Origin of the sequence: Burkholderia sp. AU17457 (assembly GCF_002223255.1) — a bacterium.
GTDB lineage: Bacteria > Pseudomonadota > Gammaproteobacteria > Burkholderiales > Burkholderiaceae > Burkholderia > Burkholderia sola.
The window spans coordinates 1-20987 of sequence record NZ_NKFB01000004.1 but is presented as its reverse complement, the minus strand read 5'-3'; the positions used below and the strand labels follow the sequence as shown (position 1 = coordinate 20987).

The 20987-nt window shown below is 64.7% G+C and carries 21 protein-coding genes and 1 rRNA gene; 14 read left to right on the top strand and 8 right to left on the bottom strand.

The window, feature by feature from the left end:
- The first annotated feature begins 1 nt into the window (after nucleotide 1).
- The 10 genes from nuoL (at nucleotide 2) to CFB49_RS12290 (ending at nucleotide 9927) form a co-directional block, all read left to right on the top strand.
- The gene (gene nuoL, locus CFB49_RS12335; protein WP_089491488.1) at nucleotides 2–2062 is read left to right on the top strand and encodes an NADH-quinone oxidoreductase subunit L; all 2061 of its coding nucleotides are present in this window, start codon (nucleotides 2–4) and stop codon (nucleotides 2060–2062) included.
- 17 nt (nucleotides 2063–2079) lie between these two features.
- On the top strand, nucleotides 2080–3570 hold the full coding sequence (locus CFB49_RS12330; protein WP_089491487.1) for an NADH-quinone oxidoreductase subunit M: 1491 nt from the start codon (nucleotides 2080–2082) through the stop codon (nucleotides 3568–3570).
- A gap of 39 nt (nucleotides 3571–3609) precedes the next feature.
- Nucleotides 3610–5064 (top strand): NADH-quinone oxidoreductase subunit NuoN, encoded by a 1455-nt coding sequence (gene nuoN, locus CFB49_RS12325; RefSeq protein WP_175886159.1) that lies wholly within the window; start codon nucleotides 3610–3612, stop codon nucleotides 5062–5064.
- Nucleotides 5064–5360, top strand: a complete 297-nt coding sequence (locus tag CFB49_RS12320) for a DUF2818 family protein (protein WP_006484867.1) — start codon at nucleotides 5064–5066, stop codon at nucleotides 5358–5360. The genes nuoN and CFB49_RS12320 overlap by 1 nt, the downstream gene beginning before the upstream one ends.
- Before the next feature lie 39 nt (nucleotides 5361–5399).
- Nucleotides 5400–5990, top strand: a complete 591-nt coding sequence (locus CFB49_RS12315) for an NUDIX domain-containing protein (RefSeq protein WP_012328901.1) — start codon at nucleotides 5400–5402, stop codon at nucleotides 5988–5990.
- Nucleotides 5991–6126: 136 nt separating this feature from the next.
- Nucleotides 6127–6549 carry a DUF1178 family protein gene (locus CFB49_RS12310; protein ID WP_006750470.1) on the top strand — a complete coding sequence of 141 codons (423 nt, stop codon included), beginning with the start codon at nucleotides 6127–6129 and terminating at the stop codon, nucleotides 6547–6549.
- Between the two features lie 55 nt (nucleotides 6550–6604).
- Complete coding sequence (locus CFB49_RS12305) at nucleotides 6605–7801, top strand: acyl-CoA dehydrogenase family protein (RefSeq protein WP_069618170.1); 1197 nt, start codon at nucleotides 6605–6607, stop codon at nucleotides 7799–7801.
- A 19-nt stretch (nucleotides 7802–7820) separates the two neighbouring features.
- On the top strand, nucleotides 7821–8954 hold the full coding sequence (locus tag CFB49_RS12300; protein WP_089491486.1) for an acyl-CoA dehydrogenase family protein: 1134 nt from the start codon (nucleotides 7821–7823) through the stop codon (nucleotides 8952–8954).
- A 38-nt stretch (nucleotides 8955–8992) separates the two neighbouring features.
- Nucleotides 8993–9454: a MaoC family dehydratase gene (locus tag CFB49_RS12295; RefSeq protein ID WP_069618172.1), complete on the top strand. Its 462-nt coding sequence runs from the start codon at nucleotides 8993–8995 to the stop codon at nucleotides 9452–9454.
- A complete protein-coding gene (locus CFB49_RS12290) occupies nucleotides 9451–9927 on the top strand; it encodes a MaoC family dehydratase (protein ID WP_089435387.1) in 477 nt (158 codons plus the stop codon). The genes CFB49_RS12295 and CFB49_RS12290 overlap by 4 nt, the downstream gene beginning before the upstream one ends.
- 36 nt (nucleotides 9928–9963) lie before the next feature.
- Here the strand turns inward: CFB49_RS12290 and CFB49_RS12285 are convergent, their stop codons facing one another.
- Nucleotides 9964–10656, bottom strand: coding sequence for a glutathione binding-like protein (locus tag CFB49_RS12285; protein WP_069618190.1), 693 nt, complete (start codon nucleotides 10654–10656; stop codon nucleotides 9964–9966).
- A gap of 222 nt (nucleotides 10657–10878) precedes the next feature.
- Entirely contained in the window at nucleotides 10879–11670 is a 792-nt protein-coding gene (locus tag CFB49_RS12280) for an oxepin-CoA hydrolase, alternative type (protein WP_089491485.1), read from the bottom strand.
- Between the two features lie 203 nt (nucleotides 11671–11873).
- Here CFB49_RS12280 and CFB49_RS12275 point away from each other — a divergent pair, with 203 nt between their 5' ends.
- On the top strand, nucleotides 11874–12530 hold the full coding sequence (locus CFB49_RS12275; protein ID WP_089435385.1) for a glutathione S-transferase family protein: 657 nt from the start codon (nucleotides 11874–11876) through the stop codon (nucleotides 12528–12530).
- Nucleotides 12531–12569: 39 nt separating this feature from the next.
- Here the strand turns inward: CFB49_RS12275 and CFB49_RS12270 are convergent, their stop codons facing one another.
- Entirely contained in the window at nucleotides 12570–13742 is a 1173-nt protein-coding gene (locus tag CFB49_RS12270; protein ID WP_069618176.1) for a pyridoxal phosphate-dependent aminotransferase, read from the bottom strand.
- 28 nt (nucleotides 13743–13770) lie between these two features.
- Complete coding sequence (locus tag CFB49_RS12265) at nucleotides 13771–14256, bottom strand: putative toxin-antitoxin system toxin component, PIN family (RefSeq protein ID WP_089491484.1); 486 nt, start codon at nucleotides 14254–14256, stop codon at nucleotides 13771–13773.
- A gap of 57 nt (nucleotides 14257–14313) precedes the next feature.
- On the opposite strand from CFB49_RS12265, the gene yaaA reads away from it, so the two are divergent.
- Both yaaA and CFB49_RS12255 read left to right on the top strand, forming a co-directional pair.
- A complete protein-coding gene (gene yaaA, locus CFB49_RS12260; RefSeq protein ID WP_069618178.1) occupies nucleotides 14314–15096 on the top strand; it encodes a peroxide stress protein YaaA in 783 nt (260 codons plus the stop codon).
- A gap of 139 nt (nucleotides 15097–15235) precedes the next feature.
- Nucleotides 15236–16390 carry a M14 family metallopeptidase gene (locus CFB49_RS12255; protein ID WP_089435382.1) on the top strand — a complete coding sequence of 385 codons (1155 nt, stop codon included), beginning with the start codon at nucleotides 15236–15238 and terminating at the stop codon, nucleotides 16388–16390.
- An 84-nt stretch (nucleotides 16391–16474) separates the two neighbouring features.
- Here the strand turns inward: CFB49_RS12255 and CFB49_RS12250 are convergent, their stop codons facing one another.
- The 4 genes from CFB49_RS12250 to CFB49_RS12235 all read right to left on the bottom strand — a co-directional run bounded on the left by CFB49_RS12250 (nucleotide 16475) and on the right by CFB49_RS12235 (nucleotide 20292).
- Complete coding sequence (locus CFB49_RS12250) at nucleotides 16475–17131, bottom strand: BspC domain-containing protein (RefSeq protein ID WP_069618180.1); 657 nt, start codon at nucleotides 17129–17131, stop codon at nucleotides 16475–16477.
- 139 nt (nucleotides 17132–17270) lie between these two features.
- On the bottom strand, nucleotides 17271–17945 hold the full coding sequence (locus CFB49_RS12245; protein WP_089435381.1) for an energy-coupling factor ABC transporter permease: 675 nt from the start codon (nucleotides 17943–17945) through the stop codon (nucleotides 17271–17273).
- A gap of 76 nt (nucleotides 17946–18021) precedes the next feature.
- Entirely contained in the window at nucleotides 18022–18864 is an 843-nt protein-coding gene (locus CFB49_RS12240) for a response regulator transcription factor (RefSeq protein ID WP_069618182.1), read from the bottom strand.
- Between the two features lie 210 nt (nucleotides 18865–19074).
- The gene (locus CFB49_RS12235) at nucleotides 19075–20292 is read right to left on the bottom strand and encodes a DUF2863 family protein (protein WP_069618183.1); all 1218 of its coding nucleotides are present in this window, start codon (nucleotides 20290–20292) and stop codon (nucleotides 19075–19077) included.
- Between the two features lie 567 nt (nucleotides 20293–20859).
- Between CFB49_RS12235 and CFB49_RS12230 the strand changes: the two genes are divergently transcribed.
- Nucleotides 20860–20987 (top strand): 16S ribosomal RNA (locus CFB49_RS12230); the annotation flags it as partial.

Sequence of the window (20987 nt, the reverse complement as noted above, 5' to 3'; positions counted from 1 at the left end):
TATGTCAACGACACTCAATGAAAACCTGCTGCTGGCGATTCCGCTCGCTCCGCTGGCCGGCTCGCTGATTGCGGGGCTGTTCGGGAACGCAGTCGGGCGCAAGGGCGCACACCGGATCACGATCCTCGGCGTGATGATCGCGTTCCTCCTGTCGGCGAAAGTCTTCTTCGACGTGATGGGCGGCGCGAGCTTCAACGCGACCGTCTACGAATGGATGAACGTCGGCTCGCTGAAGCTCGAGGTCGGCTTCCTCGTCGATTCGCTGACCGCGATGATGATGGTCGTCGTGACCTTCGTCTCGCTGATGGTGCACGTGTACACGATCGGCTACATGGCGGAAGAAGATGGCTACCAGCGCTTCTTCTCGTACATTTCGCTGTTCACGTTCTCGATGCTGATGCTCGTGATGAGCAACAACTTCCTGCAGCTGTTCTTCGGCTGGGAAGCGGTGGGTCTGGTGTCGTACCTGCTGATCGGCTTCTACTTCACGCGTGAGAGCGCGATCTACGCGAACATGAAGGCGTTCCTCGTGAACCGCGTGGGCGACTTCGGCTTCCTGCTCGGCATCGGCCTGCTGCTCGCATTCGCCGGCTCGATGAACTACGGTGAAGTATTCGCGAAGCGCGCGGAACTCGCGAGCCTGCACTTCCCGGGCACCGACTGGGGCCTGCTGACCGTTGCCTGTATCTGCCTGTTCATCGGTGCGATGGGTAAATCCGCGCAGTTCCCGTTGCACGTGTGGCTGCCGGACTCGATGGAAGGCCCGACCCCGATCTCGGCGCTGATTCACGCGGCGACGATGGTCACGGCCGGCATCTTCATGGTGTCGCGCATGTCGCCGCTGTTCGAGCTGTCGGATACCGCGCTGTCGTTCATCACGGTGATCGGCGCGATCACGGCGCTCTTCATGGGCTTCCTCGGCATCGTCCAGAACGACATCAAGCGCGTGGTCGCGTACTCGACGCTGTCGCAGCTCGGCTACATGACGGTCGCGCTCGGCGTGTCCGCTTACCCGGTCGCCGTGTTCCACCTGATGACGCACGCGTTCTTCAAGGCGCTGCTGTTCCTCGGCGCCGGCTCGGTCATCATGGGCATGCACCACGACCAGGACATGCGCAACATGGGCGGCCTGCGCAAGTACATGCCGATCACGTGGATCACGTCGCTCGTCGGTTCGCTCGCGCTGATCGGCACGCCGTTCTTCTCGGGTTTCTACTCGAAGGACTCGATCATCGACGCGGTGAAGCTGTCGCACCTGCCGGGTTCGGGCTTCGCGTACTTCGCGGTCGTCGCGAGCGTGTTCGTCACGGCGCTGTACTCGTTCCGCATGTACTTCCTGGTGTTCCACGGCGAAGAGCGCTTCCGCCATGCGAAGCATCCGGAATCACCGATGGGCATGGCTGCCGCACATGGCCACGACGATCACGGCCATGGCCACGACCACGGTCACGACGACCACGCGCACGAGCCGCACGAGACCCCGTGGGTCGTGTGGGTGCCGCTGGTCCTACTGGCGATCCCGTCGGTGATCATCGGCGCGATCGCGATCAGCCCGATGCTGTTCGGCGATTTCTTCCAGCACGGCGTCGCATTCGACAAGGTGATCTTCATCGGCGAAAACCACCCGGCGCTGGCCGAGATGGCCGAGGAGTTCCACGGCTGGGTCGGCATGGGCCTGCACTCGGTGTCGGGCCTGCCGGTGTGGCTCGCGCTCGCCGGTGTGGTCGTCGCGTGGTTCCTGTACCTGAAGCGTCCGGAGCTGCCGGCGTCGATCCGCCGCGCGTTCGGCCCGATCTACACGCTGCTGGACAACAAGTACTACATGGACAAGATCAACGAAGTGGTGTTCGCCCGCGGTTCGGTGGCGATCGGCCGCGGCCTGTGGAAGGAGGGCGACGTCGTGGTGATCGACGGCCTCGTCAACGGCAGCGCCCGGTTCATCGGCTGGTTCGCCGGCGTGATCCGCTTCCTCCAATCCGGTTACATCTATCACTACGCGTTCGCCATGATCATCGGCATGCTGGGGCTCCTGACCCTGTTTGTAACGCTCGGCGGCAAATAAGGCGGGAGACAACACTAATGCACGCTTTTCCGATTCTCAGTACCGCGATCTGGCTGCCGATCGTTTTCGGCCTCCTCGTGCTGGCGGTGGGTAACGACAAAAATCCGGGGACGGCCCGCTGGGTCGCGCTGATCGGCGCGCTGCTCGGCCTCGCGGTCACGATCCCGCTGATCACGGGCTTCGACTCGAGCACGGCTGCGCTGCAGTTCGTCGAGAAGTCGACCTGGATCGAACGCTTCGACATTGCGTATCACCTCGGCGTCGACGGCATCTCGATGTGGTTCGTCGTGCTGACCGCGCTGATCACGGTGATCGTCGTGATCGCCGCCTGGGAAGTGATCACCGAGAACGTCGCGCAGTACCTCGCGGCGTTCCTCATCCTGTCCGGGATCATGATCGGCGTGTTCTCGGCGGCCGACGGCCTGCTGTTCTACGTGTTCTTCGAGGCGACCCTGATCCCGATGTACATCATCATCGGCGTGTGGGGCGGCCCGAACCGCGTGTATGCGGCGTTCAAGTTCTTCCTGTACACGCTGGCCGGCTCGCTGCTGATGCTGGTCGCGCTGATCTACCTGTACACGCAGACGCATTCGTTCGACCTCGCGACGTGGCAGAACGCGAAGATCGCGATGACGCCGCAGGTCCTGCTGTTCATTGCGTTCTTCCTCGCGTTCGCGGTGAAGGTGCCGATGTGGCCGGTGCACACGTGGCTGCCGGACGCGCACGTGGAAGCGCCGACGGGCGGCTCGGTCGTGCTGGCGGCGATCATGCTGAAGCTCGGCGCATACGGTTTCCTGCGCTTCTCGCTGCCGATCACGCCGGACGCGAGCCACTTCCTGGCTCCGGTCGTGATCACGCTGTCGCTGATCGCGGTGATCTACATCGGCCTCGTCGCGATGGTGCAGGCCGACATGAAGAAGCTGGTCGCGTATTCGTCGATCGCACACATGGGCTTCGTCACGCTCGGCTTCTTCATCTTCAACCAGCTCGGCGTCGAAGGCGCGATCATCCAGATGATCTCGCACGGCTTCGTGTCGGGCGCGATGTTCCTGTGCATCGGCGTGCTGTACGACCGCGTGCACTCGCGCCAGATCGCCGACTACGGTGGCGTCGTCAACGTGATGCCGAAGTTCGCGGCATTCGCGATGCTGTTCTCGATGGCCAACTGCGGCCTGCCGGGTACGTCGGGTTTCGTCGGCGAGTTCATGGTGATTCTCGCGGCCGTCCAGTACAACTTCTGGATCGCCTTCGGCGCGGCCTTCACGCTGATCCTCGGCGCGGCCTACACGCTGTGGATGTACAAGCGCGTGTACTTCGGCGCGGTCGCGAACGATCACGTCGCCAAGCTGAAGGACATCGGCCGTCGCGAATTCGTGATGCTGGCCGTGCTCGCCGCGTTCACGCTGCTGATGGGCCTGTATCCGAAGCCTTTCACCGACGTGATGCACGTTTCCGTCGAAAACCTCCTCTCCCACGTCGCGCAGTCGAAGCTGCCGCTGGCCCAGTAATCGCGAGCGGAGGAACTCAAGATCATGCAAAACGCCCCTATGAATGTCCTGTTGCCTGACGCGCTGGTGCTGGCCGCCATCGTCGTCGCATGGCTGAACGACACCTTTACCGGTGCGTCCGGCCGCCGCCTGACCTATCTGATCGCGGTCGTCTCGTCGGTCGTCGCCGGCGTGTGGTTCTCGGTCCAGGCGCTCGACCCGCAGCAGTACTACTTCTTCTCGAAGATGGTCGTCGTCGACTCGTTCGCGAGCACGATGAAGGCCGTCGTGTCGTTCGGGTTCGCGGTGTCGCTCGTCTATTCGCGCAAGTACCTCGAAGACCGCGACATGTTCCGCGGCGACGTGTTCCTGCTCGGCATGTTCTCGCTGCTCGGTCAGCTGGTCATGGTGTCGGGCAACAACTTCCTGACGCTGTACCTCGGCCTCGAACTGATGTCGCTGTCGCTGTATGCGGTCATCGCGCTGCGCCGCGACGCCGCCCAGTCGAGCGAAGCCGCGATGAAGTACTACGTGCTGGGCGCGCTCGCGTCGGGCTTCGTGCTGTACGGCATCTCGATGCTCTACGGCGCGACCGGCTCGCTCGAGCTCGGCGAGGTGTACAAGGCGGTCGGCGGCAACACCGACGCGGCCGTGCTGATGTTCGGCGTGGTCTTCATCGTCGCCGGTATCGCGTTCAAGCTGGGCGCCGTGCCGTTCCACATGTGGGTGCCGGACGTCTACCAGGGCGCACCGACCGCGATGACGCTGTTCGTCGGCGGCGGCCCGAAGGTGGCCGCGTTCGCGTGGGGCCTGCGCTTCCTGGTGATGGGCCTGCTGCCGCTCGCGCAGAACTGGCAGACCGCGCTCGTGATCCTCGCCGCGCTGTCGCTGATCGTCGGCAACATCACCGGTATCGTCCAGCGCAACATCAAGCGGATGCTCGCGTACTCGGCGATCTCGAACATGGGCTTCGTGCTGCTCGGCCTGCTCGCCGGCATCGTGAAGGGCGACGCGGCGGCACCGGCGAACGCGTACAGCTCGGCGATGTTCTACGCGATCGTCTACCTGATCACGACGCTCGGCTCGTTCGGCGTGGTGATGCTGCTCGCGCGCCGCGATTTCGAAGCGGAAACGATCGACGACTTCAAGGGCCTCAACAAGCGCAGCCCGGTGTTCGCGTTCGTGATGATGGTCATGATGTTCTCGCTGGCCGGCATCCCGCCGACCGTCGGCTTCTACGCGAAGCTCGCCGTGCTCGAGGCGACCGTCAACGCAGGTCTCACGTGGCTGGCCGTACTGGCCGTGATCACGTCGCTGTTCGGCGCGTTCTACTACCTGCGCATCGTGAAGCTGATGTACTTCGATGCGCCGCAGGATTCGACGCCGATCTCGGGCGATTTCTGCAAGCGCACGATCCTCGTGCTGAACGGCCTGGCCGTCGTCGTGCTCGGCCTCATTCCGAGCCCGCTGCTGACCGCCTGCCTGCAGGCAATCCGTCACACGCTGCCGCTGTAATGTCGGCAGCCGGCTGGTTCATCGTGCTGTTGGCGCTCGTCTGCGCCAACCTGCCGTTCCTGAACCAACGCCTCTTCGCCGTCGTGCCGTTCGGCGCGACGAAGAAGAACGCGTGGGTGCGGATCGGCGAGCTGATCGTGCTGTACTTCATCGTCGGCGCGCTCGGCTTCTGGCTCGAGTCGCGCGCCGGCAACCGCTTCGAACAGGGCTGGCAGTTTTACGCGATCACGTTCAGTCTCTTCGTCGTGTTCGCGTTTCCCGGCTTCACGTTCCAGTATCTCGTCAAACGACGCTGACGGCTTCGGCCGTCCGTCGTGCTCATTCAGGAGCCGCCGATGGCCGAACTACCCAATCACGACGCCGCACTGACCGAAACCTGCCTCGAGAGCGAGGCGATCTTCGAAGGCGCGTTCCTCAAGCTCAAGCGCGACACCGTCCGCCTGCCGGACGGCAAGAAGGCCACGCGCGAATACGTGCAGCACCCGGGCGCGGTGATGGTGATCCCGCTGTTCGACGACGGCCGCGTGCTGATGGAGAGCCAGTTCCGCTATCCGATCGGCAAGGTGATGGCCGAATTCCCGGCCGGCAAACTCGACCCGAACGAAGGCGCGCTTGCGTGCGCGGCGCGCGAACTGCGCGAGGAAACCGGCTACACGGCGCGCGAATACGTGTTCCTGGCCCGCATTCATCCGATCATTTCCTATTCGACCGAATTCATCGACCTGTACCTCGCGCGCGGGCTCACGGCCGGCGAGCGCAAGCTCGACGAAGGCGAATTCCTCGAAACCTTCACCGCGACGCTGGCCGACCTGCAGGAATGGGTGCGCACGGGCCAGATCTCCGACGTGAAGACGATCATCGGTACGATGTGGCTCGACAAGGTGCTGTCCGGCACGTGGCCGCTCGGGCCGGTCGTCACGCCCTGAGCACGGCGTCAGCGGCGGGCGGGGTGCCGCGTTACAATCCGGTGACGCGGTGCGTTCGCGCCGCGCGATCCGGATTTAGCACGACCGTTCACAAAACGGCTTTTTGCGCTACACTCGTCACACGCCCTGATTCAGCATGAAGGTCCTCGATTTACAGTGTCCGCACGGTCATCGGTTCGAAGGCTGGTTCGCTTCCGCCGATGAATTCGAAGCGCAGTTGTCCCGCAAGCTGGTCGAATGCCCGGTGTGCGGAACGACGGAGATCAACCGGATGCCGTCGGCGCCGCGCCTGAACCTGTCGGGCGCGACGCAGGCGCAGCCGGCCGATCCGCGTGCGCTGCAGGCGCAGGTGATGCGCGCACTGCGCGAGGTGCTGGAGAAGACCGAGAACGTGGGCGAGCGCTTCGCCGAGGAAGCGCGGCGCATTCATTACAACGAGGCGCCGGCACGCAGCATTCGCGGCGTCACGACGCCGGAGGATGCGCAGTCCTTGGTCGAAGAAGGCATCGACGTGATGCCGCTGCCGATTCCTGCCGCGCTGAAAGAACCGCTGCAATGACGTACGCAGTGTGTCCTTGGCCGGGCCGGACGGCCGCGGACAGGAGACACTGCGCATGGATCTGGATTACTCCCCCGCCGACGACGCGTTCCGCGCCGACGTCCGCGCCTGGCTCGAGGCCAACCTGCCTCACGCACTGCGCGCCAAGGTACTCGATCACAAACGACTCGACCGCGAGGATTTCGCGAGCTGGCACCGGATTCTGGGCCAGCGCGGCTGGTCCGCGCCCGCCTGGCCGGTCGAATACGGCGGCCCGGGCTGGAACGCGACGCAGCGGCACATCTGGGACGAAGAGTGCGCACGGATCGGGGCGCCCACCGTACTGCCGTTCGGGGTGTCGATGGTCGCGCCGGTCCTGATGAAATACGGCAGCGAAGCACAGAAGCGCCACTATCTGCCCCGCATTCTCGACGGCACCGACTGGTGGTGCCAGGGCTATTCGGAGCCGGGCTCCGGGTCGGACCTGGCATCGCTGCGCACGCGTGCCGAACGTCACGGCGATCACTACGTCGTTAACGGCCAGAAGACATGGACGACGCTCGGCCAGTACGCCGACATGATGTTCTGCCTCGTGCGCACCGATCCGGCCGCGAAGAAGCAGGAAGGCATCTCGTTCCTGCTGATCGACATGAAGACGCCCGGCATCACGGTACGCCCGATCATCACGCTCGACGAGGATCACGAAGTCAACGAGGTGTTCTTCGAGGACGTGAAGGTGCCCGTCGAGAATCTCGTCGGCGACGAAAACCGCGGCTGGACCTACGCGAAATACCTGTTGGGCCACGAGCGCACCGGCATCGCGCGCGTCGGCGCGTCGAAGCGGGAGCTCGCGTTCCTGAAGCGCGTCGCATCGAACCAGCGCAAGAACGGCAAGCCGTTGCTCGCCGATCCCGTGTTTGCCGCGAAGGTCGCGGCGCTCGAAGTCGAGTTGATGGCGCTGGAAGTGACGGTGCTGCGCGTCGTCAGCCGCGAAACGAGCGGCAAGGGGCCGGGCCCCGAGGCGTCGATGCTGAAGATCAAGGGCACCGAGGTGCAGCAGGCGCTCACGGAGCTGATGGTCGAAGCGATCGGTCCGCTGGCCGCACCGTTCGACGTGCCGTTCCTCGACGGCGAGCGCGAACACAGCATCGCTGGCGACGACGATGCGGCGCCGCTCGCCGCGTACTACTTCAATTACCGGAAGACGTCGATCTACGGCGGATCGAACGAGATCCAGAAGAACATCATCGCGCAGATGATTCTGGGGCTGTGATCACGGAACGGAGACAACCATGGATTTCAGCTTTACCGATGAGCAGCAGCAGTTCGCCGACGCGCTGCGCCGGTATCTCGGCGAGCAATACGGCTTCGACGCGCGCCAGGCGATCGTGCACGGCGATACCGGCGTGTCGGAAGCACAGTGGAGCGCATTCACCGAACTGGGCTTGACCGCGTTGCCCGTGCCGGACGCGCAGGGCGGCTTCGGCGGTGGGCCGGTCGACATGCTGGTCGTGATGCAGGAGCTCGGCCGTGCGCTCGTGGTCGAGCCGTACTGGGCCACGGCGGTTGGTGTCGAGGCGTTGCGGATCGCCGGCTCTAGCGCGGGCGACGATGCCGCGCTGCTGGAGGCGGTCGCGCAGGGGCACAAGCGCGTGGCGGTCGCGTTCCACGAACCACACGCGCGCTACGCCCTGTACGAACTCGACACGCACGCGCGCGGGCAGGGCAGCACGTACCGGCTGACCGGCACCAAGTCGGTGGTTCAGCACGGCGCCCAGGCGCACGCGTGGATCGTGCCTGCGCGGGTCGACGGCGGCGGCATCGGTCTCTTCGTCGTCGAATGCGATGCGGCCAACGCGAAGGTGGTCGACTACCGGACCATCGACGGCCAGCGCGCCGCGACGATCATGTTCAACGACACGCCGGGCCGACTACTGACGGGTGGGGCGCGCGACGCGGCGGCGCTCGAGCAGATCGCCGATTACGCGACCTTCCTGCTGTGCGCGGAAGCAGTCGGCGCGCTCGACGAACTGAATCGCGCGACGGTCGAATACACGAAGACACGCGAGCAGTTCGGCGTGCCGATCGCGCGTTTTCAGGCGCTGCAGCACCGGATGGTCGACATGCTGATCCATGCGGAGCAGGCGCGTTCGCTGACCTATCTCGCGGCGGTGCGCTATGCGAACGGCGATGCCGATGCGCGGCGCAAGGCCGTGTCGGCCGCGAAGGCGCGGGTCGGCGCGGCCGCGCGCTTCGTCGGCCAGCAGGCGGTCCAGCTGCACGGCGGCATGGGCGTGACCAACGAAGTGGCCGCCGCGCATTTATTCAAGCGGCTGTCGATCATCGAGACGACGCTCGGCGATACCGATCATCACCTCGCCCGCATCGCGGCGCTGCCCGATTTCGCGCAGACCGACGTAGCATGACGGCGACGCGCGAGCGCGCCAGACAAGGAGACTTATCAGTGGGCATCAGCTACGAAGACCTGGTGGTCGGCAGTACCACCGAAGTGGGCCGCTACACGTTCGAGGCGGACGACATCAAGACGTTCGCGAAGCGCTACGATCCGCAGCCGTTCCATGTCGACGAGGAAGCAGGGAAGGCGTCGCATTTCGGCGGGCTCGTCGCGAGCGGCTGGCATACGTGCTCGGTGTTCATGAGCCTGCTGGTCCAGAAGCTCGGGCCGGATTCGACCAGCATGGGCTCGCCGGGCATCGATTCGATCCGCTGGCTGAAGCCGGTGCGCGCCGGCGACACGATCACGATGTACCAGAAGGTGCACGACAAGCGCGTGTCGGAGAGCAAGCCCGACCGCGGCATCGTGTCGACGGAATGGATCGGCGTGAACCAAGCCGGCGAGACGGTGATCTCCGTGCATACCAAGGTGATTTTCGGGCTGCGCCATCCGGGGGGCGCGAACCCATGACCGACGTGACCTTGCCGCTGATCGCCTCGGCGCAGGCATTGCAGGCGCGGGTCGGCGCGGAGCCGCTCGCGAGCGGCTGGATCGAGATCGACCAGCCGCGCGTCGACGGGTTCGCCGACGCGACCGGCGATCATCAATGGATTCACGTCGACCCCGAACGTGCGCGGCGCGAGTCGCCGTTCGGCGGGCCGATCGCGCACGGGTTCCTGACGCTGTCGCTGATTCCTGCATTGATGACCGACGCGATGCGCTTCGAGCAGAAGATGGGCGTGAACTACGGGCTGAATCGCGTGCGGTTTTTGAAGCCGGTGCCGGTCGGGGCGCGCGTGCGCGCGCTGTTCGCGGTGAAGGAAACCGCCGACGCCGCGCGCGGTGGCATCCAGGTGACGTGGTCGGTATCGATGCAGGTCGAGCGCCCCGACGCGCCACTGCCGGTATGCGCGGCGGAGTTCATCACGCTGCATTACTTCTGAAGCACGGAGCGGCATGCACGGATGCCGCTCCGCTCGTCAGTGCTTCGCGTATTGCGTTGCGCCGAACAACACCTCGCGTGCCTTGTCGTCCTGCAGCGCCTTGCGCATCGACGCGAGCACCTCGACGCCGCGCTGCACGGCTGGTCGCGCGGCGATCGCCTCGTGCCAGCGCTTCACGTTCGGCAGCGCGTCGAGCACGATGCCCTGGTTCTGCCACGAGCGCGTCCACGGGAACGTCGCGATGTCCGCGATCGTGTACGTGTCGCCCGCGAGATACTCGGATTCGCCGAGCCGCTTTTCCATCACGTTGTACAGGCGCTTCGCTTCGTTCGTGTAGCGGTTGACCGCATACTCGATCTTCTCCGGCGCATACAGCCGGAAGTGGTGCGCCTGGCCGAGCATCGGGCCGACGCCGCCCATCTGGAACATCAGCCACTCGAGCGTCGCATAGCGCGCGGCCGGATCGGTCGGCAGGAACTTGCCGGTCTTCTCCGCAAGGTAGATCAGGATCGCGCCCGATTCGAACAGCGAGATCGGCTGGCCGCCGGGGCCGTCCGGATCGACGATCGCGGGGATCTTGTTGTTCGGGCTGATCTTCAGGAACTCGGGCGCGAACTGGTCGCCGGCACCGATATCGACCGGATGCGCGCGATACGCGAGGCCGGTTTCCTCGAGCATGATGTGCACCTTGTGGCCGTTCGGGGTCGCCCAGCTATAGACGTCGATCATCGTCAACTCCTGTGTGGCATGCGCGAAAACGGCGCCGGCGGCGCCGCGACAGGCGGTCATTAGAGCATGGATCGACACCGGCTGCTGGCGACCGAAACGCGCGTGCCGACGGGCATGCGCGGCCGGGCCGGAGATCGCTGCCGGCGTGGCGTGCGGCGTCGACGGGCCGCATCGGATGGACGCGGCGTGGCGCGGCGTCGGTTCGAAGCCCGACGCGGCGGATCAGCGCTTGTAGCGCGGCTGGCGCTTCTCGAGAAAGGCGGTGATGCCTTCGAGCCCGTCCGCATGATGCAGCGACGCGACGAAATGATCGCGCTCGGTGCCGAGGTGCGCGTCCAGTGGCTGCGCGGTCGCGTCGTCGAGCAGCGACTTGATGCGCGTGAGCGCATTCGGCGAGATGCCGGCGAGCGTGTCGGCCCAAGCCAGTGCGTCGCTCAGGGCCGTGCCGGGCGCGGCGAGTCGGTTGACGACGCCGAGCACATGCAGGCGTTCCGCGGCGACCGGCTTGCCCTCGAACAGGATCTCGGCCGCGATCGCACGCGGCAGCGCGCGGGCGAGAAACCACGAGCCGCCGCCGTCGGGCGTCAGGCCGACGCGCGCATACGACATCACGAATTTCGCATCGTGTGCGGCGACGATCAGGTCGCACGCGAGCGCGAGCGAGAAGCCCGCTCCGGCCGCCGCGCCTTCGACGGCCGCGATCACCGGCTTCGTCGACGCGCGGATCGCCGTGGCCCATGCCGCGAGCTGATCAATGCTGTCGGCCTGGAAGGACGGATCCTTCGAGCGATTCTCGAGCAGCCGGTTCAGGTTGCCGCCTGCGCAGAAGAAACGATCGGCGCCCGTCAGCACGACGGCGCGAATCGCCGGATCGCGCTCGGCGGTGGCGAGCGCTTCGATGCCGGCCGCGTACATGTCGGGATGCAGCGCGTTGCGCGCGCCGGGATTGGACAGCGTGAGGACGAGCGTCGATTCGCTCTCGGGCGGACGCGAGGCCAGCAGTTCAGCACTCATGCGAGCGTGTCTCCATCGGATGGCGCGGCGGCGACGCCGCGTGTGTCGTGCGGACGGACAGAGTCGACGCCGCAGCGGAGGTAATGTTGTCGTGACGAACGCGCAACTTGCTTTAGACTAGCACGGACGTGCTTTTCAGCGCGATGAGTCCCGATGCGGCCTGCGGTCGATGCGGCCGCGCTTCAGCAACGAAGGAGACACCGATGCTACAGCTGTGCGGTATTCCGTTGTCCAACTATTACAACAAGGTGAAGTTCGTCCTGCTCGAGCATGACATTCCGTTCGAGGAAGCGATGTGCGGTCTGCCGATCAGCGATCCGGCGCAGCTTGCCGATTCGCCGCTCGGCAAGATTCCGTTCCTGAAGACCGAAGAGGGCGCGCTGTTCGAGTCGCAGGCGATCATCGAATACCTGGCGGCTCGCTATCCCGATAAAGGCATTTTCCCGCCAAGCCCGTTCGCGGCGGCGAAGGTGCGCGAACTCGTCGAGACGCTCGAGCTGTATCTCGAATGGATGGCGCGCGAGGTGTACACGGAAGCGTTTTTCGGCGGCAAGGTGAGCGACGGGATGAAGGCGCACGTCGAGAAGCGCCTGCCGCGCGCGATCGATGCCTTCAAGCAGATGACGCGGTTTTCGCCGTATGTGCTCGGGGAATCGTTCGGCCTCGCGGACATTGCCGCGTGGGTTCATCTGCCGGTCATCGGCATGGCGACGAAGGCCGTCTTCGGGCGCGACTTCCTGCTCGAGGCCGGTATCGACTGGAAGGCGCACGCGAAGACGGTGAGTGAACGTCCTGCCGCGCAGCGCGTGGCAGCCGAGCGCAAGGCGTATGTCGAAGCGGCGAACGTCGTGCGTTCGTAAGCGTTTCTGACGGGCGGCGCGTGGCCGCCCGTGCCGGGCTTACAGGCGGGCGAGCCGTTCGAGCGCGGATGCGAGCGTGCTTTCCTGCTTCGCGAAGCAGAAGCGCACGACGCCCGATTCGTGCGGCTCGTGATAGAACGCCGACACCGGAATGGCGGCCACGCCGATCTCCGACGTGAGCCACTTCGAGAATTCCGCTTCGGGCAAGTCGCTGATCGCCGAGTAATCGACGCACTGGAAGTACGTACCCGTGCACGGCAACAGCTTGAAACGCGTGCGCTCGAGGCCGGCCCGGAAGAAGTCGCGCTTGCGCTGATAGAAGCCCGCGAGCGACAGGTACGGCGCCGGGTCGCGCAGGTAGTCGGCGAGCCCGATCTGCATCGGCGTGTTCACCGTGAACACGTTGAACTGATGGACCTTGCGGAATTCCGCGGTCAGCGCCGCGGGCGCCGCGACGTAACCGACCTTCCAGCCCGTCACGTGATAGGTCTTGCCGAAGCTCGACACGATGAAGCTGCGCGCGGCGAGCTCCGGGTAGCGCGCGACGCTCTCATGGCGCGCGCCGTCGTAGACCATGTGTTCATAGACCTCGTCGGACAGGATCAGCACGTTGGTGCCGCGCACGATGTCCTCGAGCTTGCGCATGTCGGCCTCGCGCCACACGGTGCCCGTCGGGTTGTGCGGCGTGTTGATCAGGATCATCCGCGTCTTCGGCGTGATCGCGGCCGCGAGACGGTCGAACGGGATCGTGTAGTCGGGTGCGTCCAGCGTGACGAACACGGGCTTGCCGCCGGCAAGCTCGATCGACGGCAGGTAGCTGTCGTAGGTCGGCTCGACGACGATCACTTCGTCTCCCGGATGCACCGCGCACAGGATCGCCGTCAGCAACGCCTGCGTCGCGCCGGCCGTCACGGTGATTTCGGTGCCCGGATCGTAGCGCCGGCCGTACACCTGCGCGATCTTGTCGGCGATTGCGTCGCGCAGCGGCGCGACGCCGGCCATCGGCGGGTACTGGTTGTGCCCGTTGCGCATCGCGGCTGCGACCGCATCGACGATGCGCGGATCGCAATCGAAATCCGGGAAGCCCTGGCCGAGGTTCACCGCGCCTTTTTCGGCGGCAAGCGCGCTCATGACCGTGAAGATCGTCGTGCCGACGTTCGGCAGGCGCGACGGGAAAACGGGAGTCGTTGGCATATCTGAAGGAGCGTTCATCGATACGGTCGAATTCGGGTGGGAGGCGTCAGGCCGGCGTCGCCGTGGCGTCGAGTGCGCAGGCTTCCACGAACGGCGCGGGTTGCGCGATCCGGAAGCCGAAGTCGCGTGCGGTGCGTTTCGCGAGCTTCAGCAGCGCGCGGTCTTTCGACACGAGCCACTCGGCCTGCGCGGCGCGGGCGAGTTCGAGGAATTTCTGGTCGTCGCGGTCCTTGCATTTCGGCAGCGGCGGCGCGTCGGCGTCGACGGGCGACGGTTCGACGAGGCTTGCGAGCCGGACAACGGTCGCGAGCGCGGCAGCCTTGTCGATCGCGCGCGACTGGAACTGCGGATAGTCGAGCACGTATTCGAGCTCGGTCAGGCAGCGGCCGTCGATCACGGCGGCCAGCGTGCCGCGCTCCAGCGCGGCCCGGATCGGGCGCGTAGCGGGGTCGTCGAATACGAGGATGTCGATCCAGACGTTCGAGTCGAGCACGACGCGATGTACGGCATGCGGGGCGAGAGAGCGGGTCATTCGTTACAATCGGTGGTTTTCGTCTGACCGCAAGGCACGGCGTGCCAGCGAGCCTCTATGATAATCGTTCTCTCTCCCGCCAAATCCCTCGACTACGAGACGCCCGCGCACGTCCAGTCTTACACGAAGCCTGCATTCGTCGACGACGCGTCGGAGCTGATCGACGGCCTGCGCAAGCTGTCGCCGCAGGACATCGCGGCGCTGATGGATATCTCCGATCCGCTCGCGCGCCTGAACTTCCAGCGCTACGCCGACTGGTCGCCGACTTTCACGCCGGCCAACGCGAAGCAGGCCGTGCTGGCGTTCAACGGTGATGTCTACGAGGGTTTCGACGCGAAATCGCTGTCGCCGACCGATCTCGACTATGCGCAGCAGCACGTGCGCGTGCTGTCGGGCCTGTACGGGCTGCTGCGTCCGCTCGACCTGCTGCAGCCGTACCGGCTCGAGATGGGCACGCGTTTCGCGAACGCGCGCGGCAAGGATCTGTATGCGTTCTGGGGCGACCGCATCACGCGGGCGCTGAACGAGCAGCTCGAGACGCGCAGCGGCGCGGCGCGCGTGCTCGTCAATTGCGCGTCGACCGAATACTTCAAGTCGGTCAAGCCGAAGCTGCTGGCCGCACCGGTCATCACGCCGGTATTCGAGGACTGGAAGGGCGGCCGCTACAAGATCATCAGCTTCCATGCGAAACGCGCGCGCGGGCTGATGGCGCGTTTTGTCGTCGAGAACCGTATCACCGACCCGAAGGCGCTGAAGGCATTCGCGACCGAAGGCTATGCGTTCGATGCGGCGGCGTCGAACGATTCGACTTACGTATATCGCCGGCGCATCGGCGAGTGACCCAGCCGGCCGTTCACGAGACGGTCGGCGCATGCATGAGGCCGGACGGACGGTACGCCGCCTGCTTCGGTCGACAGCTTTGCATGGGACCGCCGTAAGCGTTAAAGCGCTAACGCCGGTCGACAAAGGAGATAAACAGATGGCCGTTTCGATCACCAGTAATTTCGACGCAGGCGCAATCGACGTCGTGTCGTGCGATAGCGCCGACGCTATCCGCCTGCGCGTGCGCGGCGACAATCGCTCGGAATTCGCGCAATGGTTTTACTACCGCTTGACGGGTGCGCGCGGCGAACGATGCGTGATGACGTTCGAGAACGCAGCCGAATGCGCGTATCCGTCGGGCTGGCGCAACTACCACGCGGTAGCGAGCTACGATCGCGTCGACTGGTTCCGGGTGCCGACGACGTTCGACGGCAAGACGATGACCATCGACCATACGCCGGAGTTCGACAGCATCTATTACGCATATTTCGAACCGTACTCGGAAGAGCGTCACGCGGCGTTTCTCGGCGCGGTCCAGCAGTTGCCGCAGGCGAGCGTCGTCGAGCTCGGCCGCACGGTCGAAGGCCGTCCGATGTCATTGCTGACGCTCGGCACGCCGGAAACCGATGGTGCGCTGAAGAAGAAGGTGTGGATCATCGCGCGCCAGCATCCGGGCGAATCGATGGCCGAGTGGTTCGTCGAAGGGCTGGTCAAGCGTCTGGCCGGATGGGGCGACTGGGCGGGCGATCCGGTCGCGCGCAAGCTCTACGATCGCGTGACGTTCTACATCGTCCCGAACATGAACCCGGACGGCAGCGTGCACGGTAACCTGCGCACCAATGCGGCCGGCGCGAACCTGAACCGCGAGTGGATGGCGCCCGATGCCGAGCGCAGCCCCGAAGTGCTGGCCGTGCGCGATGCGATCCACGCGATCGGCTGCGACATGTTCTTCGACATTCACGGCGACGAGGATTTGCCGTACGTGTTCGTCGCCGGCTCGGAGATGCTGCCGAGCTTCACCGAGCAGCAGGGCAAGGAGCAGGCCGCGTTCATCGACGCGTTCAAGGTCGCCAGCCCCGACTTCCAGACCGAGCATGGCTACGCGGCGAGCAAGTACAAGGAAGATGCGCTGAAGCTCGCGTCGAAGTACATTGGTCATCAGTTCGGCTGCCTGTCGCTGACGCTCGAAATGCCGTTCAAGGACAACGCGAACCTGCCCGACGAACGCGTCGGCTGGAACGGCGAGCGTAGCGCGGCGCTCGGCGCGGCGATGCTGGCCGCGATCTTGGTGCACGTCGACACGTTCGCGTAAGCGCAGCCGTCGTCGCATGAAAAAGGCCGGCGCATCTTGCGATGCACCGGCCTTTTTTGCTGCTGTCGTCGCCGCTCCGCCGTATCAGGACTTCTTCGCGGTTTTTTTCTTCACGGCTTTTTTCTGGCCGCCTGATTTCTTCGTCGCGACGGCCTTCTTGCTGCCGGTGCGCCCCGATGCCTTCGCCTTGGCTTTGCCGCGGTGCGACTTGCCCTTGAACTTCTTCGTCGAAGACGACGAGCGCTCGACGCGCGGCTTCAGTGGCGGAACCGGGTCGTTCCAGCTGAACGCGAGCATTTGCTGGCCGACATAGCCGCAACGGAATTTCAGCGGCGTCGGATCGCTGCCGTCGCTGTGGATCCCGAGCCCGTCGACGGTGACGATGTTGTCGACTTTCACGCGCTGCTTGCCCTGGTCGAACGAGTCGTTCCACGGCGTGATCGTCGCGTTGCCGCCGTCGAATGCGTTCGGCGCGAAGTCGACGCGATCGAACGCCGTCGACGTGCTGGCGATGAAGCTGCCGTGCGCTGCACAATCGGCGGCGAGCGGATCGGCATGCATCTCGTTGACGAATTTGTTGATCAGTTCGGAACGCTGGTCGAGCAGGTCGGCGAATACCGGTGCGGGAAACGCAAGCGACAGGCCCGCGATACAGGCTGCCAGCTTGCCGAGCGCCCGGAAAATCCGGAGCGAGGCAGGTGAGCTGTCCATCTGGTTATTGGTGAGGAGCGAAGAAGACATCGGGCACGTATAGATGCCCGATGAAGAACAGGAGTTCAATCTTAGCGTAAAAAAGTTGTGCGGCAGTAGGTGACGCATTCGGCGCGCGCAGCGGAACTGCCGCCGGTATGGGTGTGCGCCGGACCGATGCGGAGGAAATTCAGGCGCGCGGGCCCCCGAGGCGGTACCGGCGGACGTCGAAAGTCGTGACCCACGCGGGGCGATAGACGGCGATGAGGGCCGTTGCCATGCCGGTGAACCAGGCTTCGCCGAGCGCGAGCAGCGCGGTGTTCAGCAGATAGCCGGCGGGAATCACGACGGGAACGCCGTCCGCGAGCGCGAGCTGGACACCGGCCGCCGCCGCGGCGACCGCGACGATCGCGATGGCGGGTGACAGGAAGCCCTGCCCGGTGATGAACGACGCGAGGTTGTGCGGCAGCCAGGCGAGCGCGGCGCGTTGCAGCAACGCCGACACGCCGACAGGCAGCGCACCGTAGATCAGATAGGTCAGACCGATGCCTTGCCACGGCGCGTCGAAGATGACCGCGGCAATCGCCGTGACGGCGCCCATCGCCACCAGGGCGAGTGTCCAGTCGAATAGCGTGACGAGCAACGTTGCGCCGAGCAGATGCATGACGATGCCATCTTCGAGCCATGCGTTCGAGGCCCACAGGACCGCGATCGCTGTGACGAGCGCGAGCCACACGTGCTGAAGCGTAGCGTCTTGCAGGCGTACGAAGGGGCGATTCCAGATCGCGAGCGCGAGCAGGGCCATGGCGGCGATCCAGCCACCGACGCCAACCCAGAGCGGAAGCGGTGTGAAAAGAAAACCCATGCATCCATATTACTCGTTGAGCATCAAAGGTGGGAGCCTGCACATGCCCGACCGTCGCAATATCGAGACTGTTTGCCTAGCGTCCGCGCCGGAATCGTGCCGGCGGCTCGGCGGCGAGCGGCAGATCCTGCGTGCCGGTATTCGCGATGGGTAACGGGTACGGACGGTCATGCCGTTGTGTACGCAGCGGAGCCGGGCCGTGTTCTCCGATGACCGGTTTGCGGGCGCGGTTGCGGTTCGCCAGCAGCACCTCGAGATGGGGCGACAGCCAGCCGTTGTAGATCGCGACCGCGGCGGCGCGATTCGCGGCGCCGAGCTGCTGGAAGATGCTCGCGAGGTGGATCTTCACGGTGCCTTCGCTGATGCCGAGCGTACGCGCAATCATCTTGTTCGTGCTGCCCATGTGGACGAACCGCATGATCTGCGCTTGCCGCGGCGACAGGAGGCCGCTCGGCGGGCGCCGGGGCAGCGAGCCGGCGAGCGTCTGGAAATGGGCGTCGTGGCGGGCCGTCATCGTCGCCGTGGACGGCAACAGGCTGAGGGCGATCGGCGGAATGTAGTGCCCGCCCAGCAGGACGATCTCGAGCGCACGCACGATCAGGTGCGGCCTCGTGGAATGTGGGATCACGCCCGCGACGCCGTAATTGAAGAAGCGCTGGATGGCTTCGGGCGAGATGTCGTCGACCAGGACGGCGACCGGTGTCGGCGAGCACGCGTTGCCGAGTGCCTGAAGCTCGCTGATCCGGCCCACGTCCAGCCAGTCGATCGCGACGAGGTCGAAACGCTGGGTGCGCAGCAGCCGGCGTGCCTGGAAACCGTCAGGCGCATCGTTGATGCTGGCGTGCCGGTCGATCTGCCGCAACAGGGTCTTCAGTCCGTCACGCCGTTCGGCGTCTGAGTTAAGTACCAAGAACCGCATATTCAACCTCCGTGAAGTGAGTCATTGATTGCCGTCGGGGATAAGCTGGCCCCGATAATGACAAAGACCTTACACGATGTCTGCTTGGCTGAAAGGCTTAGGAAAAGTTCGAAATTTTGAGCGACCGGGCATCGGAGAAGAAAAAAGCCGCTTCGGCAGGAACCGAAAGCGGCTTTGAGCGGGGGCAGGCTGTCCGGGCCTGCGGTGCGGTCAGTGGAAGTGTGGCTGGGCGGGCGACGCGTCTTCCGGCATTTCCGCATGGACGATTTCGCCGAGCGGATCGGCGTAAAGCGGCACGCCGCAGTCGTCGCAGTATTCGGGTTCGAAGCGGCCCGCGTGCCGCCGGACGTCGGTTACGCCGCATTCCTTCAGCAGGCTCACGATTTCCTCGAGCGGCCCTTCGATCGGCGCTTCGCCTTCGAGCGTCGCGTTGTCGACCGATACGTCGCCGTTTTCACGGCCGTAGAGCGGCCACACGACACCGTAGATCACGTCGTTGCTGGCACGTCGCGTGAAGCCGACGCGATACTCGTCGATACGACGTTCGCCAAAGCCGGCGACCACCGCGCGCAGCTCTTGCGGCGCTGCACCAAGTGTGTCGAATAGATAACGAATGGCCGTTCGGACGGTGTGCGGACGTACGCGTTCGTCCGCATCGCGACAAGCCGAGTAGTACGCGTCCGGAAGCAGGCATTCGAACTCGCAGCCGGGCAGCGCGATCGACAGGTTCGGGCCGCCTTGGGCCGTCCATTGTTCGAGGCACTGGCCGCGCTCGATCCGGCTGCCGTTTTCTTCTTCCTGCCAGCGGAACAGCGGCGCGCCGGCCGGCGCGGCGACAACCGCCAGCAGGAAGCGCGGATCGGCCAGGATCGGCGAAGTTTCCGGCAGGTCCCCCAAGCTCAGCTTCGGGGCGTGCTGTCCGATTGCCGCATGGGCGAGCTGCTGGGCCAGCCGGTAGGTTTCGACGTGGTGCCGCGGCAACTGGTCGATGCTGTAGAGGAACGGTGCGAGCCCGACGAGGGTGCCGTTCGCGAGTACGTGCGCCTGCAGGTGCGTTCGCAGCGCGTCGGCAACGTCGGCCTTGAGCGGGCCCGACGGAATCATGTAGCGCGTCCAGGCGAGAACCGGGACGGCGACCAGCAGCGCATCGTACGGTTGGCCGTCGTGTTCGATCACCATCGACTCGCTGTGCGTCTCGGCCATGTCGGCGAGCGCGCCGTAGGCGTCGGGATGATTCTGCTGAAGATGGTCGAGCGCGGCGTCGAGCGTAGTCTGATTGCCGTTGCGGACAATCTTGGCGAGCAGCGCATCGAGCTTCGCTTCCCAGAAGCGATCCTCGATGCGGCTGCCCGACGCGAAGAGCGCAAGTGACAGACCGACCAGTTTGTCGGCATCGGGGGGGAGGCGTTTGGCGATTCGCTGGCGCATATTAAAGACGTATATAGAAAGAGGCGAAGAACCTCACATTCTAGTCCGTTCTTTGCACCATAAGCGGTCTCGCGGCCAAGCATGGCCGGACGGCCGAATTGCGGCGTGTGTAAAAAAGTTGCTGCGAACCCCTTGCACTCACGACGTGAGCTGCTTAGAATCACGCCTCTTTCGCGCTAACGGAAACGCGGCGCGGAGGAAGGGAAGCGGTGTTGTCGGGGTTCGGGATGTAGCGAGCCGTGGCGGCGCAGGAAGATGGCCCGGCAGTCGCAACGAAGTCGTTCAGAAAGTTGTTGACGAACTGCGAAACACGGTTCATAATCTCGTTTCTCTGCTGCTGAAAACGCAGCGCTGCCGGGAAACACGAAGTTCCTCGCAGAATGCTCTTTAAAAATTAACAGCCGATAAGTGTGGGCGCTTGATGGTAGCGAGCTGATCCTCGGATCAGATAGCAAAAGTATCAAGAGTCTCACACTAAAGTAAGTCAGGTTTATGAAGTGATTCATATTCCTGTCAGCTTTGAGTGAGCGACCGGTTCTTAACTGAACCGAAAACAGTAACAGGTTTAAACTGAAGAGTTTGATCCTGGCTCAGATTGAACGCTGGCGGCATGCCTTACACATGCAAGTCGAACGGCAGCACGGGTGCTTGCACCTGGTGGCGAGTGGCGAACGGGTGAGTAATACATCGGAACA